A 22,826-nucleotide genomic window follows, 5' to 3' on the forward strand; every position below is an offset into this window, starting at 1 on the left:
TACCCTTGAGCAAAATCACGCGGTCATGACCTCAATTTTAGCGTAATTGCAAAAAATTTGTTAGGGCTGGTTGGCGTTGTTGGCAAAATTGCCGTTCAATAGCAAAAAGCCAATGAAGAAATGGGCATTGTCTTTAAAATAAGGGCGAAGATTTAGCAAAGTGAAGGGATAAAAAAGCAATAACTAAAGATTAAGTAAATCGTGAAATCGGCGCGGTAGCAGTTTTAATTTAGCGTTATTACTAACAAATCTGACATCAGCTAGAGTTGATAATACTCCGGATAATGACCGCCGATATTTTGCAGGTCAACATGGATCGCCGTGCCGTAAGCAATCGCTTCGACCATGCCGCCCATTTGATTGATGTTACTGACTTCAAAGCGCAAGCCGTAAACGTGGCTAAAGCCTTTTGCCGCTGCCTGTTCGCGCAAGCGCACCAAAGCTTCTCGGCGAGCGCGCTCAAGTAAGGTTTCATAGGTGGTCAAATTTTTGCCAAAAATATTTAAAATCTTCGCCACCACCATTTTAAAATAATCTTGGGCAATGACCACGCTGCCAAGCACCAATTCGCCTTGGCTGCCTGCGATTAAATTAGGCTGATAAAAGCGCTCGGTTGAAACGATAATATGAGAAAACTTGGCTTCAGAAACTTTGAGCGCCGCAAAATGACGACGCTCATTTCGCGTGCCAAAAAACCAGCCAATAATGATTAACACCAGCAGCGGCGCATAATTGATGATGAGCTGGTCAATGGATGAAGTCATCACTCACCTCAATTAAGGTTAGTCAAAAGGATGAAACTTAGGAAGTTCGTTTTTTGGCGTGCTTTCAGGGGGAAGCTCAGGATCGGGGAAACCTTGTGGGGGCAGATTAGCATCGTTGGCGCTTGGCAGCGGTGCAATTTTAACTGCCGTACCATAAACAAACAGCTCCGCCGCCCCTTGAGCAATGCTTGAGGTTGAAAAGCGAATGCCAACCACCGCATCGGCATTGAGCAATTGCGCTTTTTTGATCATCCGATCAATGGCTTCTTGGCGCGACTCTTCAAGCAGCTCAGTGTAAGCGGTCAACTCGCCGCCAACGATGTTTTTAATGCCGGCAAAGATATCTTGTCCCACGTGCTTTGAGCGCACCGTGCTGCCATAAACCACATCAAGGCGCTCGGTGATTTGATAATTGGGCAAGTGCTCAAGGTTAGACAGTTGCATGGCGATACCTTTTTGTGATCTTAGCAGAATTTATCGTAGCCGGATGATTGATCGAGGTGACCAATTAATCGTTGGTATGAAACAATAAAAACAGCTCCGTTAAATTGCTCTCAATGCTTGCGATCATCTGCTCAAGGTTGTCTTGATCGTTACGCATCGCCACAAGCTCAGGATCGTCCTCACCAATACCACTGAGCACGATCATTGGTAGCGTCAACGTTGCCACATCTTCTGCGGTATCGTCATCATCAAACCAATCATGAGCTTCATCGGCATACATCGCATCAACAAAACCGATCGACCACGCAACAATGTCGGACTCGTCCGACAAATCTAGCGGCTCATCATCCTCACCAAATGGTAAGGTAATTGGCGTCTCATTTTTCAGCTCATTTTCAATCTCTTGGCGCCAGCGCTTGATGCCATCGATCACATTGGCAGGGACTTTGTCGCTTTGGTCTTCAAACAACAGATCAAGCCAATTCGGAAGCGGTCGACCGATTACCGTTGCGGTCAAAAAACCGTGGGTGGCAACGCTGTCTAAAACAAACTGGTGCTCTGATTCATCTAAAAAATCAAGCAACTCATCAAAGCTTAATGCATTTTCCATATCCGTCATCCTTATTACTCGTCGTCCCAATCATCAAAGTCATCATCAAGATCGTCGAAATCATCATCGCCAAGCTCGTCCAGCTCGTCTTTTAAGGCTCGTGCCAGACGCTTTTCTTCTAATAAATTGTCAATCAACCGGCGCTTTTCCAAGCTGCTCAGCCGAGTTCGAGCGCTCGTTTCAGCCTCTTCGACAAGCTTAGCATCGTCGTCATCAATAAAATCATCATCAAACGCATCATCGATATCAGCATCGCTCATGACCGGCTCCTTAATCTTTGGCAATAGTAAAATGCAAATTGATATATGCCTTATAAAGTTTCAAAAGCGCAATGTCAATCCTTTTTCAACCAAAGCGGCTCAAAAGCGTTATTGATTATCCCAAAAGCTCGTCTTCATGACCACTTAACAAAACGTTGTTGCGAAGATCAGACAGCGTTTCCATCATTACGATGCTGCCGCCATCAAACACCGCGCATTCACGCTCATAAACGTTGGTGGGTCTGCTGACGCTATGAAGCTGAACATAATTGCCAATTTGTTTGAGTCCCAAACTTGGCAATAAAATAAGCAGCTGCTCTTTTTTGCCCACGCGCGCCAAAAGCTGAGCCATCGCATTGGCTTGCGCGTTGTCACTGACCCCAACCTTAACATGCAAGGCAAAATGGTCAAGCTCAACGTGTTTTTCATAAATGATTTTATTGAGCATCAAATAAAGCTTGCCAAGCATCACGCCTGCCAGTGCCACTTTTGCGGCGCTGTCATCGGCTTTAAGCATCACCACCGCGCTGCTGCCTTTAAATGTTGGCTCATTAATAACGCTGACCCCTTGCAGCAGTGGCAGTTGCAGCAGCTCAAAAAGGGCTTGCTGCAATAGCTGTGAGCACAGCGCAAAATAAGGATTTCGAGCTTCAGGCGCCAGCAGTTTAAGCATGCCATGGTCATCTTGAAACACAATTTGAACGGTAACTTGATCAAAGCTTCGGCTGCTTGAGAGCTTATTGGTCAAGATGGTGGGCTGGGATTTAATGCTTTCAGCAGGGGCGGCTTTGGTGGGCGCAGTTTCCAATTTTGGGCTGGCTTGTTGAGATTTTAAATAAGCATTTAGCTCTTGATGGGTGTCACTGCTTGGCAAGATGGCAGATTTTTGAGCGCCTGTTTTAGGTTGCGATTTGGGTAAAGTGGCTTCTTTTTTCTCGCGGACTTTGTCCTCAAGCGATTTTAGCTCATTTTTTAAGGCGTTAATTTGCGCCTGCGTTGGTCGCGCCACAAACCCATAAGCCACCCAAAGCAGTAAATGAAAAATCAATGAGCCGATCACAAACGGCCACTGCATAGCAATGATTTCACCTTTACTGATGTCTTTTAAGGTTAAATTGACGCTGCCGATCACCGAGTTGCCATTGGTTGCCAACTGCGAGAGCGTTTTTCCTTGCTGCAAAGGCGCGTTGCCAACCGGAACTAAGACATTGCCTTTGTTGTCTTTAATTTCAAGGCGCGCCACGTCTTGCTCGCTGATATAGCGACCGGCGATAACGCTTAAGCTCACCCGATCCTTATTTTCAAGCGACAGCCGCGACTCATCGATGAGCTGAGTGAGCATCTGCTCGCCTTTTTGCTCAAGATTTTTGGTCAGCTGATGGTCAACGCTAATGACCATCAGTAGCGTTTGTAAACAAAAACTGATCAATACAATAATGGCAAACAACCCTTGCCGCGGCGCTAAATACATCATGATATCGTAAACTTATTTTAAATCAGGAAAGTTAACACAAAGCATATGCTCGTGGCTCATTGACGGCTTATTTTAGCTCATATTGGCATGAATTTTTTAGCTTTTTCTACTGATGATGCCCTAAATCCTATAACTTAGCACCAATTTTAAGTAAGGATCAAAAATACTTCGAGGCTCATCTATAGTCGATGCTTTATAAAACTGTTATGATTCTGACTCTTATCTATGCTGAAGAGAATGTTGAGCTATGAGCAACCCTTCCCAATTTAGGCTGCCAAAAGACAGTAAAGCGTGGCAAAACGCGGTCGATGCCATTGCCGATTTGCTTCCTGACAATACCAATTTGCGCGATTTTGAGGCGCTGCAATCCCTACCCGTGTTTGCGCTGATCGTGGTCTTGCCTGCGCCTATCCCTGATCTTGATATCCACCGCTATATTCAGTCTTGGGTCGATGATCAGCCCAACTGGCATTTAGTGACAGTGGCAGAAGATAAAGATGCCAATTATGTTCATTTTAATATCGATCATAATGATATCGAAGCGGTTCACGTGGCAGAAGCCGCACTTGAAGCTGGCAATTTTAGTCAATCAGACAATGATTCATTAGAAAACAGCACGCTTAAAAACAATAAAGCAAATCTTGATAAAAATCTATCAGCAAATCCTGCCAAATCTTTTGTTGCCGCGCACGTGTTTCGCTATTTGCTTGTTCCGGTTACCAAAACGCTCATGCATCCGGCTAAAAAAACTGCCGCCGCTCACATCATTGATGATCAATTGACCAGCAGCTTACGCCAAGATTTGCGCGAACATTATCAGCAAGACCAAGCAGATCCGCTTGAGGCATTAAACGTGGTGGATTGTCATATTTTATCGATCAGCCCGATGCTGCGAACTCATAAATTGGTTTGCTTTGATATGGATTCGACCTTAATTGAGCAAGAAGTGATCGTTGAGCTTGCCAAAAAAGCAGGCGTTGGCGATGAAGTTGCCGAAATCACCGAATCTGCCATGCGCGGCGAGATCGAGTTTGATGAGTCCTTTGCGCGCCGATTGGCATTGTTAAAAGGCGTGTCAACCTCGGTTCTTGATGACATTTGCGCAAATTTAACGTTATCTACAGGCGCAAAAGCTACCATCAGCGCGTTTAAGGCGCTCGGCTATCATACCGTTTTGGTGTCAGGCGGCTTTACTTATTTTGCCCGCTATATTGCTGATATCTTAGGGATTGATGAAGTTCATGCCAATCGGCTGGATATCAGCGATGGCAAGGTGACCGGTGAGGTTCAATTGCCTATTATTAATGGAGCAAAAAAAGCTGCCATTGCGGCGCAAACTGCCGCTCGATTGGGAATTGATATGTCGCAAGTGGTCTGCGTGGGCGATGGCGCAAACGATTTGCCGATGATGATGGCGGCAGATTTAGGCGTGGCGTATCGCGCCAAACCCATCGTTCAGGCGCGAGCGGATGCGGCGGTCAATGTCACCGGCGTTGAGGGCGTGCTTTATGCGCTTGGTTATCCTGAGCTCCTTCAAGACGACTGAGGTTATCAATATTTAAGAGCTAAGTTTAAAAGCTAAATCTAAACGCTAAATTTAAAAGCTAAGTTTCGGCTTGGCTTTTTGCCTTTTATTTGCCAATTTTTATTTGTTCATAAGCTACAAGGAAATGGACATTATGCCATCATCAAAACCTGCTGTCTCACAGCCCAAAGCCAATAGTCAACCTCTCAATGTCAATACGGCAGCGCCTGCGGTCAATGACCCAAGCCTAAACGATGCTCAGAATCATGACAGCCCAAAACAGCTTGCCGGAGTCTTTGCTCGTGGTCTGGCAATGGGCGCCGCAGATATCGTTCCTGGTGTTTCAGGCGGAACAATTGCCCTTATCGCCGGAATTTATGAGCGGCTGATTAATGCCATCAGCAGCATTGACCCAAGCCTTTGGCGCGATTATCGCCGATCAGGTGGGATTCAAGGGCTGATGGCAGTTTGGCGGGCGATCGATGGGACGTTTTTATTGTGCTTAGCCGCGGGGATTGCCACCAGCCTGATTACTTTTTCAGGCATCATTAAGTATTTACTCGACCATCAGCCGCTCTTCATTTGGTCATTTTTCTTTGGTCTGGTTGCAGCAACGGTAGTGTTGCTGCTCAGTGAAATTAAGCGTTGGACAGTTAGCCGCGCGGCATTATTTGCAGTGGGTCTTATCGCAGCGGTGATCATCAGCAGTATGCCTGCGCTCACCGGAACGCCAAGTCTGCCCTATTTATTTATGTCAGGCGCGCTTGCCATTTGCGCGATGATTTTACCGGGGATATCAGGGTCATTCATTTTACTGTTGCTTGGCGCTTATGATACCGCCCTTGCCGCGATTCATAATTTTGATTTGCCTGTGATTATCACTTTAATTGCTGGGATGGTTTCAGGGCTTTTGCTTTTTACCAAGATGTTAAAATGTCTGCTGTCGCATTATTATCAAGGCACACTTGCGCTGCTTATCGGCTTTATTGCAGGATCGCTGGTCAAAGTTTGGCCTTGGAAAGTGGATGCGCTGGGCGGTCTAAGTCAATCAGCAAGCAGCAATGTCATGCCGTGGCAGTATCCTACTGGCGCACATTGGCTAACCACCTTAAGCTTAATCATCATTGGGGCGGTCTTAGTATCCTTGCTGTCATGGTGGGGTCGCAAATCTCAGCGCTAAAATTGCCATTTGGCTTATTTTTTTTGGTTTAATTTTTTAAAGCATTAACGCGTTTGGTTCACGCGATCGTTTAACCATTTACACGTCATCTGCTGTCGTTTAACGTCCAATCTGACTTTAGCTTTAGCCCTAAAGCTTTCATAATAGGGCGAAAACTTTCTCATTTTTATGGGCATTTTAAACGATGATGACCGTTTTGCCAGTGCTGGATGACACCTTATTAAGTACTCAGGCGATCTTTGGGCTAGGGATTGCTGTAGGGCTGCTGACAGCGCTGGCGATCAGTGCCAAGCGCTGGCTTTTGGGCTATCTTATTGGCGGGCTGATATATTGGGGGGTGATTGACGGGCTTCATCACTGGCTCACCCAGCAGTTTTTGGTCAGCGATTGGCACGGCTTTGTAATTGCCTTTGCGTTAAGTTTACTGCCGCTATTTTTTTGGGTCAGCTACCGCGTCCTTCGATATGATGTGTTAAATTGCCAAAAGCAAAAACCTGCCCTCACAGAACATTCACCCGTTTACGATTCAGGATTTCAGCCAAGATTTCGCTGACATTTATTTTTTTCTTAAAACCGATTGTTACACGATAACCGCGCCTTTCTTGCAAATTGATAACGATAGTTTGGAATGAATTGGTTATAATCACCAAGGTATTTGTAAATATTAAGCTTTCTTAAGCAAATTTTATCTTATTTTGGAGTAAAGTTATGGTGACTATTCCGGTTTTGGATGTCAAATCTGACCCATTAGACGTACTGTTGGCAGTCATTGGCTACCGATTGTCAATGCTGGCAGGAAGCGACAATACGGATGTTCAAGCGTTATTAACTGATAAAAAAGTCACGATCGAATTTATCAGTGAAGAGTCAGGCGTGGCTCGCAGCTACAGCTTTGATAATGGCAAATTTAGCCAGCAATCCGGCGAGACTGAAAATGCGGATTTAACGGTTAAATTTAAAGACTCCATGACGGGCGTGAAGCTATTAACCCAAGGCAGCTTGCCTGCGTTTATGACGGCAGTTCAAGATAAAAAGCTGAGCATTGATGGCGATTACAGCCAATTGATGTGGTTTAATAAGCTTGCCAAACATATCGTTCCGCCAATCCCTGAAGAAGTTAAACCGTATCTTGATCGCGCCAAGCCTTATGCCTATAAAGCGCAAAAGTTTGCCGAGCATTGGATTGGGGTTGCCAAACACAAGCTTGGGAAATAAGTTTTCAGCACCAAGCCCATGAATTTTAAGTCTGCTATTTTAAAGAAGGTTGCGGTATACTAAAGTTACTGCACCTTTTTTTTGTGATTTTATTATCAAAAGTTGAAATCATCTAAACATCATCCGCGTGAACCCCTTTTCTATCCTGAATTTAGCATCATTATAAAAGGACTTATTTTATGGCGATCCTGCAACATATTTTGGAGCCAAGCTTATCCTCGAATTCTTCATCAGCGCCCACTTTTGCAAATGCCCCGATCAAAAGCCGCGAGGCGGTTGCGCAATTGTTTGAATTGCCCTTGATGGACTTGTTACTGCAAGCGCAAAGTGTTCACCGTAAGCATTTTAACGCCAATGAAGTTCAAATCAGCACCCTTTTATCGATCAAAACCGGTAATTGCCCTGAAGATTGCGGTTACTGCTCGCAGTCCGGTCACCACCGTGAAAAAACCAAGCTTGAAGCCGAAAAGCGCTTGGCGGTTGATAAAGTGATTGCTGCCGCAAAACGCGCCAAAGCCAGCGGCTCATCGCGATTTTGTATGGGCGCAGCTTGGAAGCACCCAAGCGCTAAAGACATGCCTTATGTGGTTGAATTAATTCAAGAAGTCAAAGCTTTAGGGCTTGAAACGTGCATGACCCTTGGTATGCTCAATGCCGATCAAGCAAGCCAATTGGCGGATGCAGGGCTTGATTATTACAATCATAATTTGGACACCTCGCGCCGTTATTATGATGAAGTGGTCAGCACCCGAAGCTACGATGACAGATTAGATACGATTGCTCAAGTTCGCGCGTCTGGAATCAACGTTTGTAGCGGCAATATCGTTGGTATGGGCGAAAGCCGTGATGATAGAATTGATTGGGTGATGGAGCTGCTCGCCATGCCCAAGCCGCCAGAATCCATTCCGGTCAATTTACTGGTGCCGATTCAAGGAACACCGCTTGGCGATAAGGTGATTGCCGAGGGTCAATTATCCGTGCTTGAATGGATCCGAACCATTGCCGTGACTCGAATTTGCTGCCCAACCAGTTACGTTCGCTTGTCAGCAGGTCGCGAAAGTCTGTCGGACGCTGAGCAAGCGCTTGCCTTTATGGCGGGAGCCAATTCCTTTTTTTATGGGGATAAATTACTGACGACTGGAAACGCAAGCCAATCAAATGATCAGCGCTTGATGCGCGAGCTTGGACTTCAGGCGCAAATTGCAGAGCCGCGAGCGCCAAGAGTTTTGCCAGTGGTAGATGCGATGAGCGGTCATGAATCTGCCTTGGTACTTGCCGATTGATAATTAATGATTTGATTGCCTAATTAATAAGCCCTCCTAACTCAGCCGAGAGTCTCATGCCCGAGTATTTTAACTGGATCAAAGCATTTCATATCATCTCAATGGTATGCTGGTTTGCGGCGATTTTTTATTTGCCGCGATTGTTTGTTTATCATGCGATGAGCGAGGATAAGATCAGCCAAGATCGCTTTGCCATTATGGAGCGTAAGCTTTATCGCGGGATTATGACCCCTGCAATGATTGCAACTTGGGCATTTGGGCTTTGGATGGTATTGCTTGGTTGGGATGTTTATAAGTCGCAAGGCTGGCTTCATGTCAAGCTTGTCCTTGTGATTTTACTGTCGGCTTATCACGGCGCTTGCGGATTTTATCGTAAAAAACTGATGGATAATCCGCAGTATAAGTCACACGTATTTTGGCGCTGGTTTAATGAAATTCCAGTATTTGCGCTCGTTATTATTGTGATTTTGGTGGTGGTAAAGCCCTTTTAATATTTTAAAGTTAAATCACCGGTCGCATAATGTGATAAACGTGACTTAAGTCGTAAACCTTGTATCGCGCAGGCTCGTGACGGCTCTCTCCGGCATAGCTTAATATAAGCGCTTGCTTGTTGGCTTCATCTACCCAACCGACAAATAAGCCGCTGTGTTCAATGTCGTTATAGCCATGATTGATATAATACAGCCAATCGCCGACCTGAATCTCTTGCGGGTTGGCATAAGGTCCCTCTTTATAAGCGCCTTTTAAAATGGTGTTTTTGGTCACCCCTGCCCGATTAAATACGGCGTTTAAATAATCCCAGCAGCCGCCTTTAATGATGGTTCGTTCATTCAGTGCCATTGCCCGTGCGGTTGCAAGTACCTCACGCGCCGCCCGACTGCTTTGTGATTCAGCTTGTGATAATAGCGGCAAATAACTGCTATCGACATTGTCATAGTTTCCTGCAATACCGCTGCCCCGTAAAAATGCGGGCAATACAGCAGGCACTTTTGGCGCGGTAACGATGGTCGGATAAGTTGCAGCTTTTGGCGAAGCACTGGCAGTTTTGGCAGATTGAATGAGGGTTAAGCGTTTGGGTTGAGCGCTACTTATATTTGAGTTATAAGCTGATTTATTTTGGGCAGAGGAGCTTAGAGCTTGATAACTTTGATTTGAGTAGCTTTGATTTGAGTCGCTTTGAGCAGCATAGCTTGGCTGACTGGGAGAGCTACTATAGCTTGCAGAGTTTTGATACGCCGGATAAGAAGAATAACTTTGTGAATTGGCAGTGCTATTTGAACTTGCGCCATAAGAAATGGTAGGCTGAGTGTTGGTACGCCTGATAGACGATTGGGTACTGATTCGCGCAGGCGGCACTTTGATTTCCTCGCGTACCTCCGATTTTTGCGCAATCAATTGGCTTAAGCTGTCCATCGTCACATTTGCAGAAGCGGCACTTATGCTTGCCACCATCCCAAAACCAATCGCGCTACCAACAACAAAACGCTTATTGCAAAATATCACTGAACCACAAGACATCGCAAACCTCATCTCACAGCCATCACTTACTGATAAAACCTTTTATCAGCGCCAAAATCAGTTATAAACCATTTTGCTCAGTTTCTGCAAGTAATATTGCTGACTGTTGCAAATAAAAGGCGCCAAAATTGCGACAAAAGGTTTAATTATCGGATTGCAACTTGATGTTGGCGTGACGCTTTTGCAACGCTTGACCTTGAAGGATGGCTTTGGCAGCCGCGGCTTCTTGTTCACTATCAAAGCCGCTGATTTGATATTTAGGCAGTTGCGCTGCATCCGTAATGCTCAGCTGGTTGCCAATTTGGCTGACCTTATCATCATTACTTAACGCGATGTGATCGCGGCGACCGTGACAGTCGTGAACCAGCTCACCGGATCTTACCCAAAGGATACCGCCTTGAATGAGACTGCTTTGGGCTTTTTTTTGTTGTTGGCGTTTTAAATTAAACACAAAGCTTGCAACCACCAACAACGCTAAAGCCGCAATCGAGTGCCGAACTGGAAATAAACTCATCGCAACCGCAACGGCAACCGCAGCGATAAGCAGTACCGCGCCAAACCAAAATAGCCCGTTATCGCTCTTTTTTGGAGCGTCCGTTAAGGTAATTTTTGCACCGTTTTCGGTCAGCTTGAGCATAATCAATTGCGCCTTTCGCTTTTATTAAAGCAGCGATTAAAAAAGCCGTTAATCAAAAAGGCTACCAACCAAGCGCTTCTTTTTGTAAGGCGATCAAGTCTTTAATGCCGCCTTCTGCCAAATCGAGCATGGCATTGGCTTCCGTTCGTGAAAAGGGCTTTTCTTCCGCCGTACCTTGGATTTCGATGAAAGCGCCGGATTGGGTCATGACCACGTTTAAATCAGTGTCGCAGCTGGCATCTTCTTCATAGCACAAATCAAGGTAGGCATCCCCGCCTTTAATGCCGACCGAAACGGCAGCAACTAAACCGATCAACGGATCATTTTTTAGCTTTTTGGTTTTTTGTAAAGCTTCGAGCGCATCAATGAGCGCAATCGCCGCACCCGTCACGCTTGCGGTTCGCGTGCCGCCATCGGCTTGCAACACGTCGCAATCGATATAAATGGTATTTTCGCCAAGCTTATCCAAATCGACCATCGCGCGCAGGCTGCGACCAATCAAGCGCTGAATTTCTTGGGTGCGACCTGACTGTTTACCGCGAGCGGCTTCACGCTGATTTCGGGTGTTGGTGGCGCGCGGAAGCATGCCATATTCTGCGGTTACCCAACCTTTACCCCTGCCTTTAAGCCAACGCGGAACGCCTGACTCAATACTTGCCGTACAAAGCACTTTGGTGTCGCCAAAGCTGACCAGCACTGAGCCTTCTGCGTGCTTGGTGTAGTGACGCTCAAAGCGGACGTGACGAAGCTCATTTAACTGCCGGTTATCAATTCGCATAAATCATTCCAAAATGGTCAGTGAAAATAAAAGTTGCCGCTATCCTAACGCCCATTTTTAGAAATATCAACTTTTAAGCCGTCCTCGATCTGCTTCTTATTCTAGGCCTTCCATTTTACGAAGCTCTTTTCGAAGGATTTTACCAACGTTTGATTTTGGCAATTCATCAACAAACTGAACATGGCGCGGTCGTTTATAACCGGTCAGTTGCTTTTTACCAAACTCAAGCAATTCTTCTTCGGTCACATCGCCTTTTTTCACCACAAAAATCTTGGGGTCTTCGCCGCGCTTGTCATTTGGAATACCGATTGCGCCGACCTCTTTGACCGCCGGATGCTCGCTCATTGCTTCTTCAATTTCGTTGGGATAAACGTTAAATCCGGACACCAAAATCATGTCTTTTTTGCGATCCACAATTTTAATAAAGCCTTTTTCATCCATGATGCCGATGTCACCTGTTTTTAGATAGCCGGACTTGGTAAAGGTTTTTTCGGTTTCATCAGGGCGATTTTGGTAGGCAATCATGACTTGCGGACCTTTGACACAAATCTCACCGCGCTCGCCAATGGGCAACTCTGTTTCATCGTCATCAATCAAAATGATATCGGTGCTTGATGCCGGAATGCCGATCTTTCCGGTAAATTCAGCGATGGTCATGGGGTTAAAGGCAACTACTGGCGAGGTTTCTGACAAGCCATAACCTTCAACAATCGGCAGCCCTGTGATTTGGTGCCACTGTTTGGCAACACTTGGCAGTACTGACATGCCGCCGCCAATTGCTGCTTTTAAATTAGAAAAATCAAGCTCGGCAAAATTTTTATTGCCAACCAAAGCATTAAATAAAGTATTCACCGCTGGAATAAACGCAGGCTTATATTTGCCCATTTGTTTGATCAAACCGTCCAAATCGCGTGGATTGGGAATGAGCAGTCCCGCGTAGCCTTCATACATGTTGTACATGCCGCAAACCATGAATGAGAACACATGATACAGCGGTAGCGCCGTCAAAATGACATCATCGGCATTGGGATCATCTTCAAAGGCGCTTTCCATCAGCGCGCGGATTTGCAGCATATTGGCGACCAAATTGCCGTGACTGAGCATCGCGCCTTTGGCAACGCCCGTTGTGCCGCCGGTATATTGCAATAAGGCAACATCGCTTAAACTTAAATCAGGGCGCTTATATTTGCTGGCGGATACGGCGTTTAGCACTTGTTTGAAGCTTTGGCTGTCAGGCAAGCTATAACTTGGAATCATTTTTTTGATATGGCGGGCAACCATATTGATCAAAAAACCTTTGGCGGTACCGAACATATCGCCAAGTTTGCAGACGATCACCTGCTCAACCGCGCCTTTATTTTTGGCGTCTTGGTAGGTTTTGGCAAAGTTTTCTACGATGAATAACACTTTAGCGCCTGAGTCTTCAAGCTGGTGCGACAGCTCGCGGCTGGTATAAAGTGGATTGACATTAACCAGCGTCATTCCTGCGCGAATCACGCCAATCGCGATAATCGGATATTGCAATAAATTGGGCATCATTACCGCAACTTTATCGCCTTTATCAAGTCCTAAAGATTGCAAATAGCTGGCAATTTGGCGGCTGAACAAATCAAGCTGCTTGTAGCTTAGGCTTTCATCCATACAAATATAAGCCGGCTTTTGACCATAACGGCGAAAATTGCGCTCAAACACTTCAAGTAGCGAGGTATTGTCATCAGGCATATCGATGGTCGGCGCAATGTTATAGCGCTCATAAGCCTCAAGCCACGGGCGATTGCTTGGGATGTCCGGCATGGTTGGAAACGCAGTTGCTTCAGCTTGGAGCGATTTGTTGGTATGTTGGTTTGAAGTAGGCTGAGTCATAGCAGGTTTCCAAAGGTGTTAATAAAAAATTCAAAAATAAAAAGTGATGCTAAAAACAATAGCATAGTCGAAAAAAAAGCAAAGTTCAGCCCCGCCTTGTGATGATTTGTGAACTTGTTAGGGCTCGTTTTATCAAAATTCCAAGGCGGCGCGATAACTGAGTTTTGGATTATTGGCTAAGCGGCTGATTTGCCTTTATTTTCCTCCATTGCCCGCAAGTCTTTTCGCAAGATTTTGCCGACGTTGGATTTTGGCAACTCATCGATAAATTCAACATAGCGCGGTCGTTTATAGCCGGTTAAGTTTTGTTTGGCAAACGCCAATACGTCATCGACCGTTAAGCTGTCATCTTTACGAACGACAAAAATTTTGGGAACTTCGCCGCTTTTGTCATCAGGAACGCCAATCACGCCACATTCTAAAATCTTAGGATGCGCCGCCATCACGTCTTCAACTTCGTTGGGATAAACGTTAAATCCGGACACCAAAATCATGTCTTTTTTGCGATCAACGATGGTGACGAAACCTGCGTCATCCATGATACCAATGTCGCCGGTGCGAAAATAGCCATCCTCAGTCATGACTTCGCGGGTCGCTTCCTCACGGTTCCAGTAGCCTTTCATGACTTGCGGGCCGCGAACGCAAATCTCGCCGCGATCACCAAGCGCCACTTCATTGCCCTCGTCATCTAAGATTGCCACGTCCGTTGCGGGCATTGGGATACCGATCGTTCCACCAAAGGTAGCTTGGTTGGCAGGGTTTGCCGTAGCAACGGGGGACGTTTCGGACAAGCCATAACCTTGAACGATGATGTTGCCCGTGATTTGACGCCATTTTTCAGCGGTAGCTTTGAGAACCGCCATGCCGCCGCCCATCGACATTTTAAGTTTACTATGATCGAGTGCTTTAAACTCATCGTTATTGGCAAGCGCATTAAACAAGGTATTGACCGCAGGGAAAAACGCCGGTGGATGGTTTTTATAATCTTTTAACAAACTTTTAAGGTCGCGCGGATTGGGAACAAGCAGCCCAATGCAGCCGCGATAAATGCCAAACATCCCACAAACGGTAAATGAGAAAATATGATACAGCGGCAGCGCGGTCAAAATCACTGGCTGCTCGCCTTTATGGTCAAACTCATCAAAGGCGCTTCCCAAAAAGGTGTCGCATTGAATGAGGTTTGCCACCAAGTTTTTATGAGTCAGCATCGCGCCTTTGGCAACGCCTGTCGTGCCGCCCGTATATTGCAGCACGGCAACGTCATTTAAACCAATATGGCTTGGGCGCTTGTATTTACTGGCGCTGACTTCATGAAGCGCTTGCTTGAAGCTGACGCTTCCTGCGATATTGTAGCTTGGCACCAATTTTTTGACGTGGCGGACAACCGTATTGACCACAAAGCCTTTAAGCGTTCCCATCAAGTCGCCCATCGAGGTGATGACAACATGGTCAACCATTTTTTTACCGATATCTTGATATGTTTTGGCAAAGTTTTCGACCAAAATGAGCGCTTTGGCTTCCGAGTCTTTAAGCTGATGCTCAAGCTCAGGGGTCGTGTATAAAGGATTGACGTTAACCAGCGTCAGCCCTGCCCGCAGCACGCCAATCACCGCAACCGGAAGCTGCAAAATATTGGGCATCATGACTGCCACTTTATCGCCTTTTTTAAGTCCCAGTGATTGCAAATACGCCGCCATTTGTCGGCTATATAAATCCAGTTCTTGAAAGCTGATGCTTGCGCCCATGCAAACAAAGGCGGTTTTGTCGCCAAATTTAGCAAAGCTTGCCTCAAAAATATCAATGAGCGAGGTATTATCCGGCGGCAGTTGAATATCATAGTTGAGCCCAAGCGCCTCGTAAGTCTTAAGCCAAACTTTGTCCTCATGGCGAGTGCCAACGCTTTGATTGTCCATAATCGTCTCCTAAAATGTTATTATTGCTGTGCTCCTTTGCCTTTAACATACACACTTTAAGGAGTGGACTCAATACAAAAGATTGCGTGGTCAGTTTGCAAAGGTTGTTGACAGCTTGCCTTAGAAATTGTTGGGATAAATAACGTCGAAAGTAATAAAAAACCATGCGGCGCAATCACGCAGCATGGCTTAAAAAATTGGGATTAGCGCTTGGCGGCATCGTTTGGCGATAGCGCTTCGGCAAGATCAAGTAATTGAACAAAGTTTCGCCGAAGCCCATTGGGGTCGCTGACAGTATTTTGACTCAAGCTTTGGTTGGCTAAGCGCTTGCTGTCGCTAAATTGCCAGTGATTAATATAGTCACTGCCTTGCAATTTTTGCGCAAATCCAGCAACGGCGATGGCAAACTGGGTATCCGGATGGGCGCGGCCAATAGCAACGCCATTCGTTGCCAAAATGGGCAGCTCAACCAATTGCGACCTTGCTTGCGGGGAGAGCTTGTAGCGAACCTTTAAAAAGCCAAGCTCGGGCGCGTTAGGATTTGCCAGTGCTTTTAGCGGTTGCGGTTTGGCGTAGCGCCGCGGCTCAAAGCTGCCTTTTTGACCTTTTGGGGTGACTTCAAAGAGCGCTACCATGGATTTTCCTGCGCCAATCTCACCGGCATCTACCTTATCATTGTTAAAGTCGGCTTCGTTTAGCAATCGGTTTTCATAGCCAATCAAACGCCATTCACTGACCGCATTGGGATTAAATTCAAGCTGAATTTTAACGTCACTTGCCACCGTGTTAAAGGTTGAGGCAAGCTCATCGCTAAAGACTTTTTTGGCTTCCATCAGGCTATCGATATAGCTGTAATTGCCGTTGCCGCTGTCTGCCATTTGCTCCATCATAAAGTCATTTAAATCGCCGCGACCAAAGCCGACGGTGGATAAGGATATGCCACGATTGCGGTTGGCTTTGACCAAATCGAGCATTTCCTCAACGCTGCTAATTCCCACGTTAAAATCGCCATCTGTGAGCATCAAAATGCGGTTGATGCCATTTTTTTTCAGGGATTTTTGCGCTTCATCATAGGCAAGCTTAAGCGCGTCCTCGCCGTTGGTGCTACCTTCAGCTTGCAGGCTATTGATGGCGGCTTGGATTTTAGCGGTATCATTACCACGAGTGGCAGGCAAAACGACTTCGGTTTCACCAGAATAGCTGATGATGCTAATGGTATCTTCAGCGCGAAGCTGCTTGCTAAGTAAATTCAGCGCGGATTTGGCAAGTGGCAATTTGTCCGGCTCATCCATCGACCCTGAAACATCCACCAAAAACACCAAATTGGCAGGGGGCATTTGTTTCATAAAGCTTAAATTGTCCACCGCTTTGATGCCAACTTTTAAGATTTGATTGCCTTGATTGGACGTGTTCCAAGGCGAGCTGACCAGCTCCGTTTCCACCACAAATGGCGCTCGACCCAAGCGCTTGCTGTTGGCAAAGTCATAATTAAAATAGTTAATCAGCTCCTCAGCGCGAACGGCGTCACGAGGCGGCAAGCTGCCTTCATTTAAATAGCGGCGAATGTTGGCGTAACTTCCGGTATCGGTGTCAATCGACAACGTGGCAACGGGATTATCAAGGGTTCGCTGAATGGCGTTGGCGATATTTTTTTGATAATTGTCGCCCATCTCGTTTGGGGTAGGATAATACGGCTCGGCGCTGACCACTTCCGCTTCGCTATATTCGACCACGGGCGCTGCCATATCAGCATTTGCGACCTCGCCTGCCATACTGTCACTGCTTCGGCTGACACTTTTTGAGCTGTTTGCAGGGCTGCTCGGCTCGCTCATCGTGTCTTGCTTTTGGGTGCTACAAGCGCTGAGCATAGCGGTCATCACACAAAGATAAAGCGCTGGCTTTAAAAAAGGTTGGGATAACGATTTTTGCAGCGGTAAACAACGCTTGGAGGAAAAATAAGGAACCATGGCAATACTCCTTAATCTTAATTTGAGCGCTGATTGCGGCAAAAAATGCAGCGATTGACAGCCAAAACGACCCATAACCAAGCTTAAATACAAGGAAACTCAGCCGCCGAGTTAACAAACAAAGCTTGACTGGTTTTATATTGACTATAGCGAATTTAGGGATCAAAAGCCAATGATTCTTGACGTTTTTTTGCGTCATCCCGCGTCGTTTAGCGTCATTTTGCCCTTTTTAATTGCCCTTAATTGCTTTACGATAGCGCCATTGCCCTGATTTGGGCGTTCTGTTTTTAAAAAGCCAAATTTTAAAAAGTGAATGTTGATTATGTCCGAAAGTCTTACTTTATCTGACGATACTTTTGAGTCAAAAGCGCCATTAAGCGAAGCGGTTGACTCGCGTTCGGTTGCCGAATTTACCGAGCAGGCGTATTTGAACTATGCGATGTACGTGATTATGGATCGCGCGCTGCCTAACATTGCCGATGGGCTAAAACCGGTTCAGCGGCGCATCATTTATGCCATGAGCGAGCTTGGGTTAAAAGCGTCCGCCAAACCCAAAAAATCAGCGCGAACGGTCGGTGACGTCCTTGGTAAATACCACCCGCACGGTGACATCGCTTGTTATGAGGCGATGGTATTGATGGCGCAGCCGTTCAGCTACCGCTATCCGCTTATCACCGGTCAAGGCAACTGGGGCAGCCCTGACGACCCAAAATCCTTTGCTGCCATGCGCTATACCGAAGCCAAAATGTCCGCTTATGCCAACACGCTGTTAAGTGAGCTTGGTCAAGGAACGGTCGATTGGCAAGATAACTTTGACGGCACAATGCAAGAGCCAACCACGTTGCCCGCGCGCTTGCCCAATATTTTATTAAATGGTACCACTGGCATTGCCGTGGGTATGGCAACCGACATTCCGCCGCACAATTTAAACGAGGTCGTCCGCGCCGCCATTCGTTTGCTTAAAAATCCGGACTTAACCATTAAACAATTAACCCAGTCTATCCCTGCCCCTGACTTGCCCACTCGCGCTGAAATCATCACCAGTAAAAAAGACTTACAAGCGATGTATGAGCGCGGTCGTGGCAGCTATAAAATGCGCGCCACCTATCATATTGATGACAAAGAAAAAAACCTGATCATCATTGACGCGCTGCCCTATCAAGTCTCAGGAAGCAAAATCCAAGAGCAAATCGCGCGACTCATGGTGGAGAAAAAACTGCCGTGGATTACCGACATTCACGACGAATCCGACCACGAAAACCCGTGCCGAATCGTGCTTGAGCTGCGCTCAACCCGCGTTGATATTGAGCGCGTCATGAGCCATTTGTTTGCCAGCACCGACCTTGAGAGCAACTACCGCGTTAACATGAACATGATCGGGCTAAATGGTAAGCCGCAGGTCAAAAACTTAAAAGAAATCCTTACCGAATGGCTTGAGTGCCGCCGCGTCGTTGTCACCCGCCGCTTACAATTTCGCTTGGATAAAATCAATAAGCGCTTGCATATTTTGGCAGGCTTATTGATTGCCTATTTAAACATCGATGAGGTCATTAAAATCATCCGCGAAGAGGACGACCCAAAAGCGGCGCTTATGGCAACCTTTGGCTTAAGCGACATTCAAGCCGGCGCAATTTTGGACATTCGCTTACGCCAACTGGCAAAACTTGAGGAAATGGCGCTCAAAGGCGAGCAAGATGAGCTAAACCGCGAGCGCGCCACCATTCAAGAACACTTGGATAATCCTGATAGCCTTACGCAATTGATGATTGATGAAATGAGTGAGGATATGAAAGCTCACGGCGACAACCGAATGTCGCAGCTTATCGAGCGCGATGAAGCGCAAGCGCTTAAAGAGTCCGACCTGATGCCAAGCGAGCCCATCACTGCTGTACTGTCAAAAGCGGGCTGGATCAGGGCTGCCAAAGGTCACGACGTCGACCCGCGCGGCATGAGCTTTCGCGCCGGCGACAGCTATCAGGCGCACTCGCGCGGCAAGTCTAATGCCAAAATCCTAGTTCTCGACAGCACCGGTCGCAGCTACAGTATTGACGCTCATAGCCTAGCGTCCGCTCGCGGTCAAGGCGACCCGTTAACGAGCGTATTAAAGCCACCATCTGCCGCGACCTTTGAGCAATTGCTCTCCGGCGGCACGGAGGAGCGCATTATCCTAGCTGGCGCTCAAGGCTACGGCTTTATCAACACCCTTGGCAACTTGGATACCAACCAAAAATCAGGCAAAAGCATCATTAACTTGGCTGGCAGCCGATTGCTTCCGGTTGCAACGTTAGACACGGCGGCAAATCCTGACCATTTGGCAGTTACCACGGACGCCGGATATTTGCTGATTTTTCCACTCGATGAGCTGCCTACCCAAGCTCGCGGCAAAGGCAATAAATTGATTGATTTAAAAGAGGGCGAAAACGTCATCAGCATCACGCCAATTGCGCTGACCGACAGCCTTGTCATCACCGCAGGAAAACGCCACGTGACCTTAAAGCCAAGCGATTTGGCAACGTATCAAGGGTCGCGGGCGGGTCGGGGCAGCAAACTGCCAAGGGGCTTTCAAAATGTGAGTGATGTTTTGGTTGGGGAGTGACTATTGAACGTTCTAGCCTTTCTTTCGTTTCAGTTTAAGCTTATATTCTCATAAGCTTTAAATGCTCTAATTTAGCTTAAAGGAAAAGTTGATGTATCGTAAAGTGTTTATTAGCCATGCTTCTGAAGATAGTGAAAAAGCAGAAATTATTTATGATTTCCTTAAAATACACTCTTATGACCCTTGGCTAGATACTAAAAAACTACCAATCGGAATACCATGGGACAATGAAATTGAAAACGCTTTAAAAAATTCAGACTTTGTGGTCATCCTTTTATCAAAACAAGCAACTAAAAAAAGAGGCTATATCCAGAGAGAAATAAAGCGTATGGATGTCTATGCTGAGGAAAGGCTTTCAGATGATATTTATATTCTTCCTGTGTTAATTGATGATTGCGATATTCCAAGGAGTCTATCGAAGTATCAATATATTAAGTTTGACGATTGCAAGCTTACAGATAAAATTGTAGATTCTTTAGACTATCAAAGAGAGAAGTATTTATCTTCAATTGATAAATCTAATATTTTGCTTGAAGACTGTGTGAAAAAGTCCGACGGTTATGAACTTAAAATAAAGACTCCATATGATTACTCTATTGATTACAGTATCTGTAGAGAAAACTCATTCTTTGATGCAAAATATATAAACTCTTTTATTGAAAGAGAGATTTTTGATCTTATTGATAACTTCCGAAATTCTGAAAAAAAATATGATTTAGCTCCGCCCTTACAAGGAAGCTACTATTATATTGAAATCGGAAATATTATAACCATTCATTCATCCGAAATTTTATCAGTGTCAACAGGTATAAGTGAATATTCAGGTGGCGCTCATCCAAATCATTACTTAAGTCATAGACATTTTGCTTTAAACCCTGAAAGAACTTTAACTTTAGATGACTTCATTGAATATGATTGCTTAACAACATGGTTAACAGATAAAGTCGAAAAATATGCAAAGGAAGATCAGGATTTTCTAATAAATCATGTTGACGAAATTGATGAAAACAATATTGACTTTTACTGGGATGATAATGATTTTATAGTAAACTTTTCGAGCTTCGCACCTCATGCTTACACAGCTATAAGCTATTTGGAAATACCAAAAAGCAATTTGAATTTTAAATTAAAAATATAAAGATTTTTATAATAAGAAACAGTTAGGAAATTAACTATGAGTAACAAAATTCCCACCCCAAAGATGATTTTTTTTGACATTGACGACACCTTAAGCCGAAACGGTAAAATCGCCCCAAATAACAAAGCGACCCTCGAGGCGCTTGCCGATACCGACATTAAGCTTGTCATCTCAACCGGTCGCTCCAAAGTCATCTTACCGCCTGACATCACCGAATTGCTTGACGCCGGTGTTTTGGACGCCATCATCTGCATGAACGGTCAATACAGCTTTGACAACGAGCGCATCATCAGCCACTACCCTTTGAGCGCAGCGCAAGCGACCACCATCGCCGACCTTTGTAACCAAAGCGGTCTAGTCTATAAGTTCGACGCCGAATCACAAATCGTCTGGTCGGATGAGCACGAATGGCAAACCACCTACCACGACCAAATCAAAAGCTGTAGCATCATCGACCCCGATTACTGCAAATTTAACACCGTTTATCAGTGCTCAGTATTTTTTGACAATCAAGATGACAAAATGCAAGACGTGAACTTTGACCGTCATGCGCTAAAACTTGTGCATTGGCATCCCATCATAGGCGATATTTTGCCGATTGATGCCTCAAAAGCGCGCGGCATTTTGGACGTTTGTGAGCATTTTGCGGTCGATGCTCGCGACTGCATGGCGTTTGGCGATGGGCTAAACGATTTAGAAATGTTTGATTTGGTCGGTTTTGCGGTGGCAATGGGCGACGGCAAAGATGAGCTAAAAGCGCGCGCTAACCTTATCACCGGTAGCATTGAAGAAAACGGTATTCAAAACGTGGTTGAGCATTTTTTAGCAAGTTAAGCTGATGGCTCAATGTTTGGCTGCTCAATTTGCGCCCAAATGTCGCTAAAAATTTGCTTTAATTCCGACAGCATCTCATGGCTTAGCGGCGTTGAGAAATGCCGAACGCCATGAACGGGAATGCCATTGACCTCGGTTTTGACATAAAAGTCCATAAGTTTGCTACTTGAGCTATCTTTGGTAACCCGAATGGGAAGCTGCCGCGATGGCATATCGCTTCGAGACTTTCGCGGGATTTGGTAGCGCTTGATAAATTCATCAAAGGTTCGCCAACCAATACAAACGATGTGCTTGGGTGCGATTTGCGCAAGTGGCAATTGCATTAATTCTTGATGCTCAAGCTGCATGGCTTTGGGCAGTTTTTTCAGTTGCGCTTTCACCACGCTTTCGGTAGGGCTGGCAAAATAGGACAGCAAACTGGTCTCGGCGCAGCGCTCAAGCTTTGCCGCATCACCAAGACAAGCCACATCAATCACGCGGCGGGCAAAGCGATTGCCATGAGCGGCGTCCTCAATAAACTTGCAAGGCAAACTTTTAAAATTAACCAATTTGGTATTATTTTGCCGAGCGGTTAAGTCTTGCCAATAGCGATGACCGGGGTTGATACCGATAAATAAAATGTCGGGATGATAAAGCTTTCCGGTGATAAAGTGACCGGCAAAAAACAGCGGATTGTCGTCTAAATACGGGTTGGCTCGGGTTAAAAAGTCATTAATTTGCTGCTGTTTATTTGCAAAATAATCATCAAGTTCGGTCATAAAAGGCTCTTTTTTTATAATATTAAAATGATAGTAGCGTGTTTTTAATTCTTTTTTAACGGCAATAAA

General features: G+C 45.7%; 21 protein-coding genes. 9 read left to right on the forward strand and 12 right to left on the reverse strand.

The window, feature by feature from the left end:
* Window positions 1–260 precede the first annotated feature (260 nt).
* From HF322_RS05765 to HF322_RS05785, 5 genes are all read right to left on the reverse strand, one after another.
* Complete coding sequence (locus HF322_RS05765) at window positions 261–764, reverse strand: YbjQ family protein (protein WP_169392457.1); 504 nt, start codon at window positions 762–764, stop codon at window positions 261–263.
* Between the two features lie 18 nt (window positions 765–782).
* Window positions 783–1,208 carry a YbjQ family protein gene (locus HF322_RS05770; protein WP_169392458.1) on the reverse strand — a complete coding sequence of 142 codons (426 nt, stop codon included), beginning with the start codon at window positions 1,206–1,208 and terminating at the stop codon, window positions 783–785.
* Window positions 1,209–1,272: 64 nt separating this feature from the next.
* Window positions 1,273–1,818 (reverse strand): YecA family protein, encoded by a 546-nt coding sequence (locus tag HF322_RS05775; RefSeq protein ID WP_169392459.1) that lies wholly within the window; start codon window positions 1,816–1,818, stop codon window positions 1,273–1,275.
* A 14-nt stretch (window positions 1,819–1,832) separates the two neighbouring features.
* The gene (locus HF322_RS05780; RefSeq protein ID WP_169392460.1) at window positions 1,833–2,078 is read right to left on the reverse strand and encodes a PA3496 family putative envelope integrity protein; all 246 of its coding nucleotides are present in this window, start codon (window positions 2,076–2,078) and stop codon (window positions 1,833–1,835) included.
* Between the two features lie 115 nt (window positions 2,079–2,193).
* A complete protein-coding gene (locus HF322_RS05785; protein ID WP_169392461.1) occupies window positions 2,194–3,552 on the reverse strand; it encodes a hypothetical protein in 1,359 nt (452 codons plus the stop codon).
* A 247-nt stretch (window positions 3,553–3,799) separates the two neighbouring features.
* Between HF322_RS05785 and serB the strand changes: the two genes are divergently transcribed.
* The 6 genes from serB (at window position 3,800) to hemJ (ending at window position 9,246) form a co-directional block, all read left to right on the forward strand.
* Complete coding sequence (gene serB / locus HF322_RS05790; protein ID WP_169392462.1) at window positions 3,800–5,098, forward strand: phosphoserine phosphatase SerB; 1,299 nt, start codon at window positions 3,800–3,802, stop codon at window positions 5,096–5,098.
* A gap of 133 nt (window positions 5,099–5,231) precedes the next feature.
* The gene (locus HF322_RS05795; protein WP_169392463.1) at window positions 5,232–6,257 is read left to right on the forward strand and encodes a DUF368 domain-containing protein; all 1,026 of its coding nucleotides are present in this window, start codon (window positions 5,232–5,234) and stop codon (window positions 6,255–6,257) included.
* Window positions 6,258–6,441: 184 nt separating this feature from the next.
* Complete coding sequence (locus tag HF322_RS05800) at window positions 6,442–6,810, forward strand: hypothetical protein (protein ID WP_169392464.1); 369 nt, start codon at window positions 6,442–6,444, stop codon at window positions 6,808–6,810.
* Window positions 6,811–6,965: 155 nt separating this feature from the next.
* On the forward strand, window positions 6,966–7,472 hold the full coding sequence (locus HF322_RS05805; RefSeq protein WP_169392465.1) for a hypothetical protein: 507 nt from the start codon (window positions 6,966–6,968) through the stop codon (window positions 7,470–7,472).
* Window positions 7,473–7,651: 179 nt separating this feature from the next.
* Window positions 7,652–8,755 carry a biotin synthase BioB gene (gene bioB / locus HF322_RS05810; protein WP_169392466.1) on the forward strand — a complete coding sequence of 368 codons (1,104 nt, stop codon included), beginning with the start codon at window positions 7,652–7,654 and terminating at the stop codon, window positions 8,753–8,755.
* Window positions 8,756–8,811: 56 nt separating this feature from the next.
* On the forward strand, window positions 8,812–9,246 hold the full coding sequence (hemJ, locus tag HF322_RS05815; RefSeq protein ID WP_169392467.1) for a protoporphyrinogen oxidase HemJ: 435 nt from the start codon (window positions 8,812–8,814) through the stop codon (window positions 9,244–9,246).
* 10 nt (window positions 9,247–9,256) lie between these two features.
* On the opposite strand, the gene HF322_RS11560 is transcribed toward hemJ, so the two are convergent.
* The 6 genes from HF322_RS11560 to HF322_RS05845 all read right to left on the reverse strand — a co-directional run bounded on the left by HF322_RS11560 (window position 9,257) and on the right by HF322_RS05845 (window position 17,431).
* Window positions 9,257–10,273: a hypothetical protein gene (locus HF322_RS11560; protein WP_188211227.1), complete on the reverse strand. Its 1,017-nt coding sequence runs from the start codon at window positions 10,271–10,273 to the stop codon at window positions 9,257–9,259.
* A 142-nt stretch (window positions 10,274–10,415) separates the two neighbouring features.
* Window positions 10,416–10,910 (reverse strand): hypothetical protein, encoded by a 495-nt coding sequence (locus tag HF322_RS05825; protein WP_169392468.1) that lies wholly within the window; start codon window positions 10,908–10,910, stop codon window positions 10,416–10,418.
* Window positions 10,911–10,971: 61 nt separating this feature from the next.
* Window positions 10,972–11,688 (reverse strand): ribonuclease PH, encoded by a 717-nt coding sequence (gene rph / locus HF322_RS05830; RefSeq protein ID WP_169392469.1) that lies wholly within the window; start codon window positions 11,686–11,688, stop codon window positions 10,972–10,974.
* A gap of 96 nt (window positions 11,689–11,784) precedes the next feature.
* Window positions 11,785–13,482, reverse strand: a complete 1,698-nt coding sequence (locus HF322_RS05835) for an AMP-binding protein (RefSeq protein WP_223193203.1) — start codon at window positions 13,480–13,482, stop codon at window positions 11,785–11,787.
* Between the two features lie 245 nt (window positions 13,483–13,727).
* Window positions 13,728–15,464 (reverse strand): AMP-binding protein, encoded by a 1,737-nt coding sequence (locus HF322_RS05840; protein WP_169392471.1) that lies wholly within the window; start codon window positions 15,462–15,464, stop codon window positions 13,728–13,730.
* Window positions 15,465–15,667: 203 nt separating this feature from the next.
* Window positions 15,668–17,431, reverse strand: coding sequence for a von Willebrand factor type A domain-containing protein (locus HF322_RS05845; protein WP_223193188.1), 1,764 nt, complete (start codon window positions 17,429–17,431; stop codon window positions 15,668–15,670).
* Between the two features lie 322 nt (window positions 17,432–17,753).
* Here HF322_RS05845 and parC point away from each other — a divergent pair, with 322 nt between their 5' ends.
* The 3 genes from parC (at window position 17,754) to HF322_RS05860 (ending at window position 21,999) form a co-directional block, all read left to right on the forward strand.
* Entirely contained in the window at window positions 17,754–20,027 is a 2,274-nt protein-coding gene (parC, locus tag HF322_RS05850; RefSeq protein ID WP_169392472.1) for a DNA topoisomerase IV subunit A, read from the forward strand.
* Window positions 20,028–20,118: 91 nt separating this feature from the next.
* Window positions 20,119–21,165, forward strand: a complete 1,047-nt coding sequence (locus HF322_RS05855) for a TIR domain-containing protein (RefSeq protein WP_169392473.1) — start codon at window positions 20,119–20,121, stop codon at window positions 21,163–21,165.
* A 36-nt stretch (window positions 21,166–21,201) separates the two neighbouring features.
* A complete protein-coding gene (locus tag HF322_RS05860) occupies window positions 21,202–21,999 on the forward strand; it encodes a Cof-type HAD-IIB family hydrolase (protein WP_169392474.1) in 798 nt (265 codons plus the stop codon).
* Here HF322_RS05860 and HF322_RS05865 read toward each other — a convergent pair.
* Entirely contained in the window at window positions 21,996–22,757 is a 762-nt protein-coding gene (locus HF322_RS05865) for a hypothetical protein (protein WP_169392475.1), read from the reverse strand. The genes HF322_RS05860 and HF322_RS05865 overlap by 4 nt on opposite strands.
* Between the last annotated feature and the right edge of the window lie 69 nt (window positions 22,758–22,826).

Origin of the sequence: Psychrobacter sp. MF31 (genome assembly GCF_012847335.1) — a bacterium.
In the GTDB taxonomy this organism is placed as follows: domain Bacteria; phylum Pseudomonadota; class Gammaproteobacteria; order Pseudomonadales; family Moraxellaceae; genus Psychrobacter.

Coding starts and splice junctions, on each gene's coding strand:
- HF322_RS05765 (WP_169392457.1), bottom strand. CDS start 764: ATGACTTCATCCATTGACCAGCTCATCATCAATTATGCGCCGCTGCTG.
- HF322_RS05770 (WP_169392458.1), bottom strand. CDS start 1,208: ATGCAACTGTCTAACCTTGAGCACTTGCCCAATTATCAAATCACCGAG.
- HF322_RS05775 (WP_169392459.1), bottom strand. CDS start 1,818: ATGGAAAATGCATTAAGCTTTGATGAGTTGCTTGATTTTTTAGATGAA.
- HF322_RS05780 (WP_169392460.1), bottom strand. CDS start 2,078: ATGAGCGATGCTGATATCGATGATGCGTTTGATGATGATTTTATTGAT.
- HF322_RS05785 (WP_169392461.1), bottom strand. CDS start 3,552: ATGATGTATTTAGCGCCGCGGCAAGGGTTGTTTGCCATTATTGTATTG.
- serB (WP_169392462.1), top strand. CDS start 3,800: ATGAGCAACCCTTCCCAATTTAGGCTGCCAAAAGACAGTAAAGCGTGG.
- HF322_RS05795 (WP_169392463.1), top strand. CDS start 5,232: ATGCCATCATCAAAACCTGCTGTCTCACAGCCCAAAGCCAATAGTCAA.
- HF322_RS05800 (WP_169392464.1), top strand. CDS start 6,442: ATGATGACCGTTTTGCCAGTGCTGGATGACACCTTATTAAGTACTCAG.
- HF322_RS05805 (WP_169392465.1), top strand. CDS start 6,966: ATGGTGACTATTCCGGTTTTGGATGTCAAATCTGACCCATTAGACGTA.
- bioB (WP_169392466.1), top strand. CDS start 7,652: ATGGCGATCCTGCAACATATTTTGGAGCCAAGCTTATCCTCGAATTCT.
- hemJ (WP_169392467.1), top strand. CDS start 8,812: ATGCCCGAGTATTTTAACTGGATCAAAGCATTTCATATCATCTCAATG.
- HF322_RS11560 (WP_188211227.1), bottom strand. CDS start 10,273: ATGTCTTGTGGTTCAGTGATATTTTGCAATAAGCGTTTTGTTGTTGGT.
- HF322_RS05825 (WP_169392468.1), bottom strand. CDS start 10,910: ATGCTCAAGCTGACCGAAAACGGTGCAAAAATTACCTTAACGGACGCT.
- rph (WP_169392469.1), bottom strand. CDS start 11,688: ATGCGAATTGATAACCGGCAGTTAAATGAGCTTCGTCACGTCCGCTTT.
- HF322_RS05835 (WP_223193203.1), bottom strand. CDS start 13,482: ATGCCGGACATCCCAAGCAATCGCCCGTGGCTTGAGGCTTATGAGCGC.
- HF322_RS05840 (WP_169392471.1), bottom strand. CDS start 15,464: ATGGACAATCAAAGCGTTGGCACTCGCCATGAGGACAAAGTTTGGCTT.
- HF322_RS05845 (WP_223193188.1), bottom strand. CDS start 17,431: ATGGTTCCTTATTTTTCCTCCAAGCGTTGTTTACCGCTGCAAAAATCG.
- parC (WP_169392472.1), top strand. CDS start 17,754: ATGTCCGAAAGTCTTACTTTATCTGACGATACTTTTGAGTCAAAAGCG.
- HF322_RS05855 (WP_169392473.1), top strand. CDS start 20,119: ATGTATCGTAAAGTGTTTATTAGCCATGCTTCTGAAGATAGTGAAAAA.
- HF322_RS05860 (WP_169392474.1), top strand. CDS start 21,202: ATGAGTAACAAAATTCCCACCCCAAAGATGATTTTTTTTGACATTGAC.
- HF322_RS05865 (WP_169392475.1), bottom strand. CDS start 22,757: ATGACCGAACTTGATGATTATTTTGCAAATAAACAGCAGCAAATTAAT.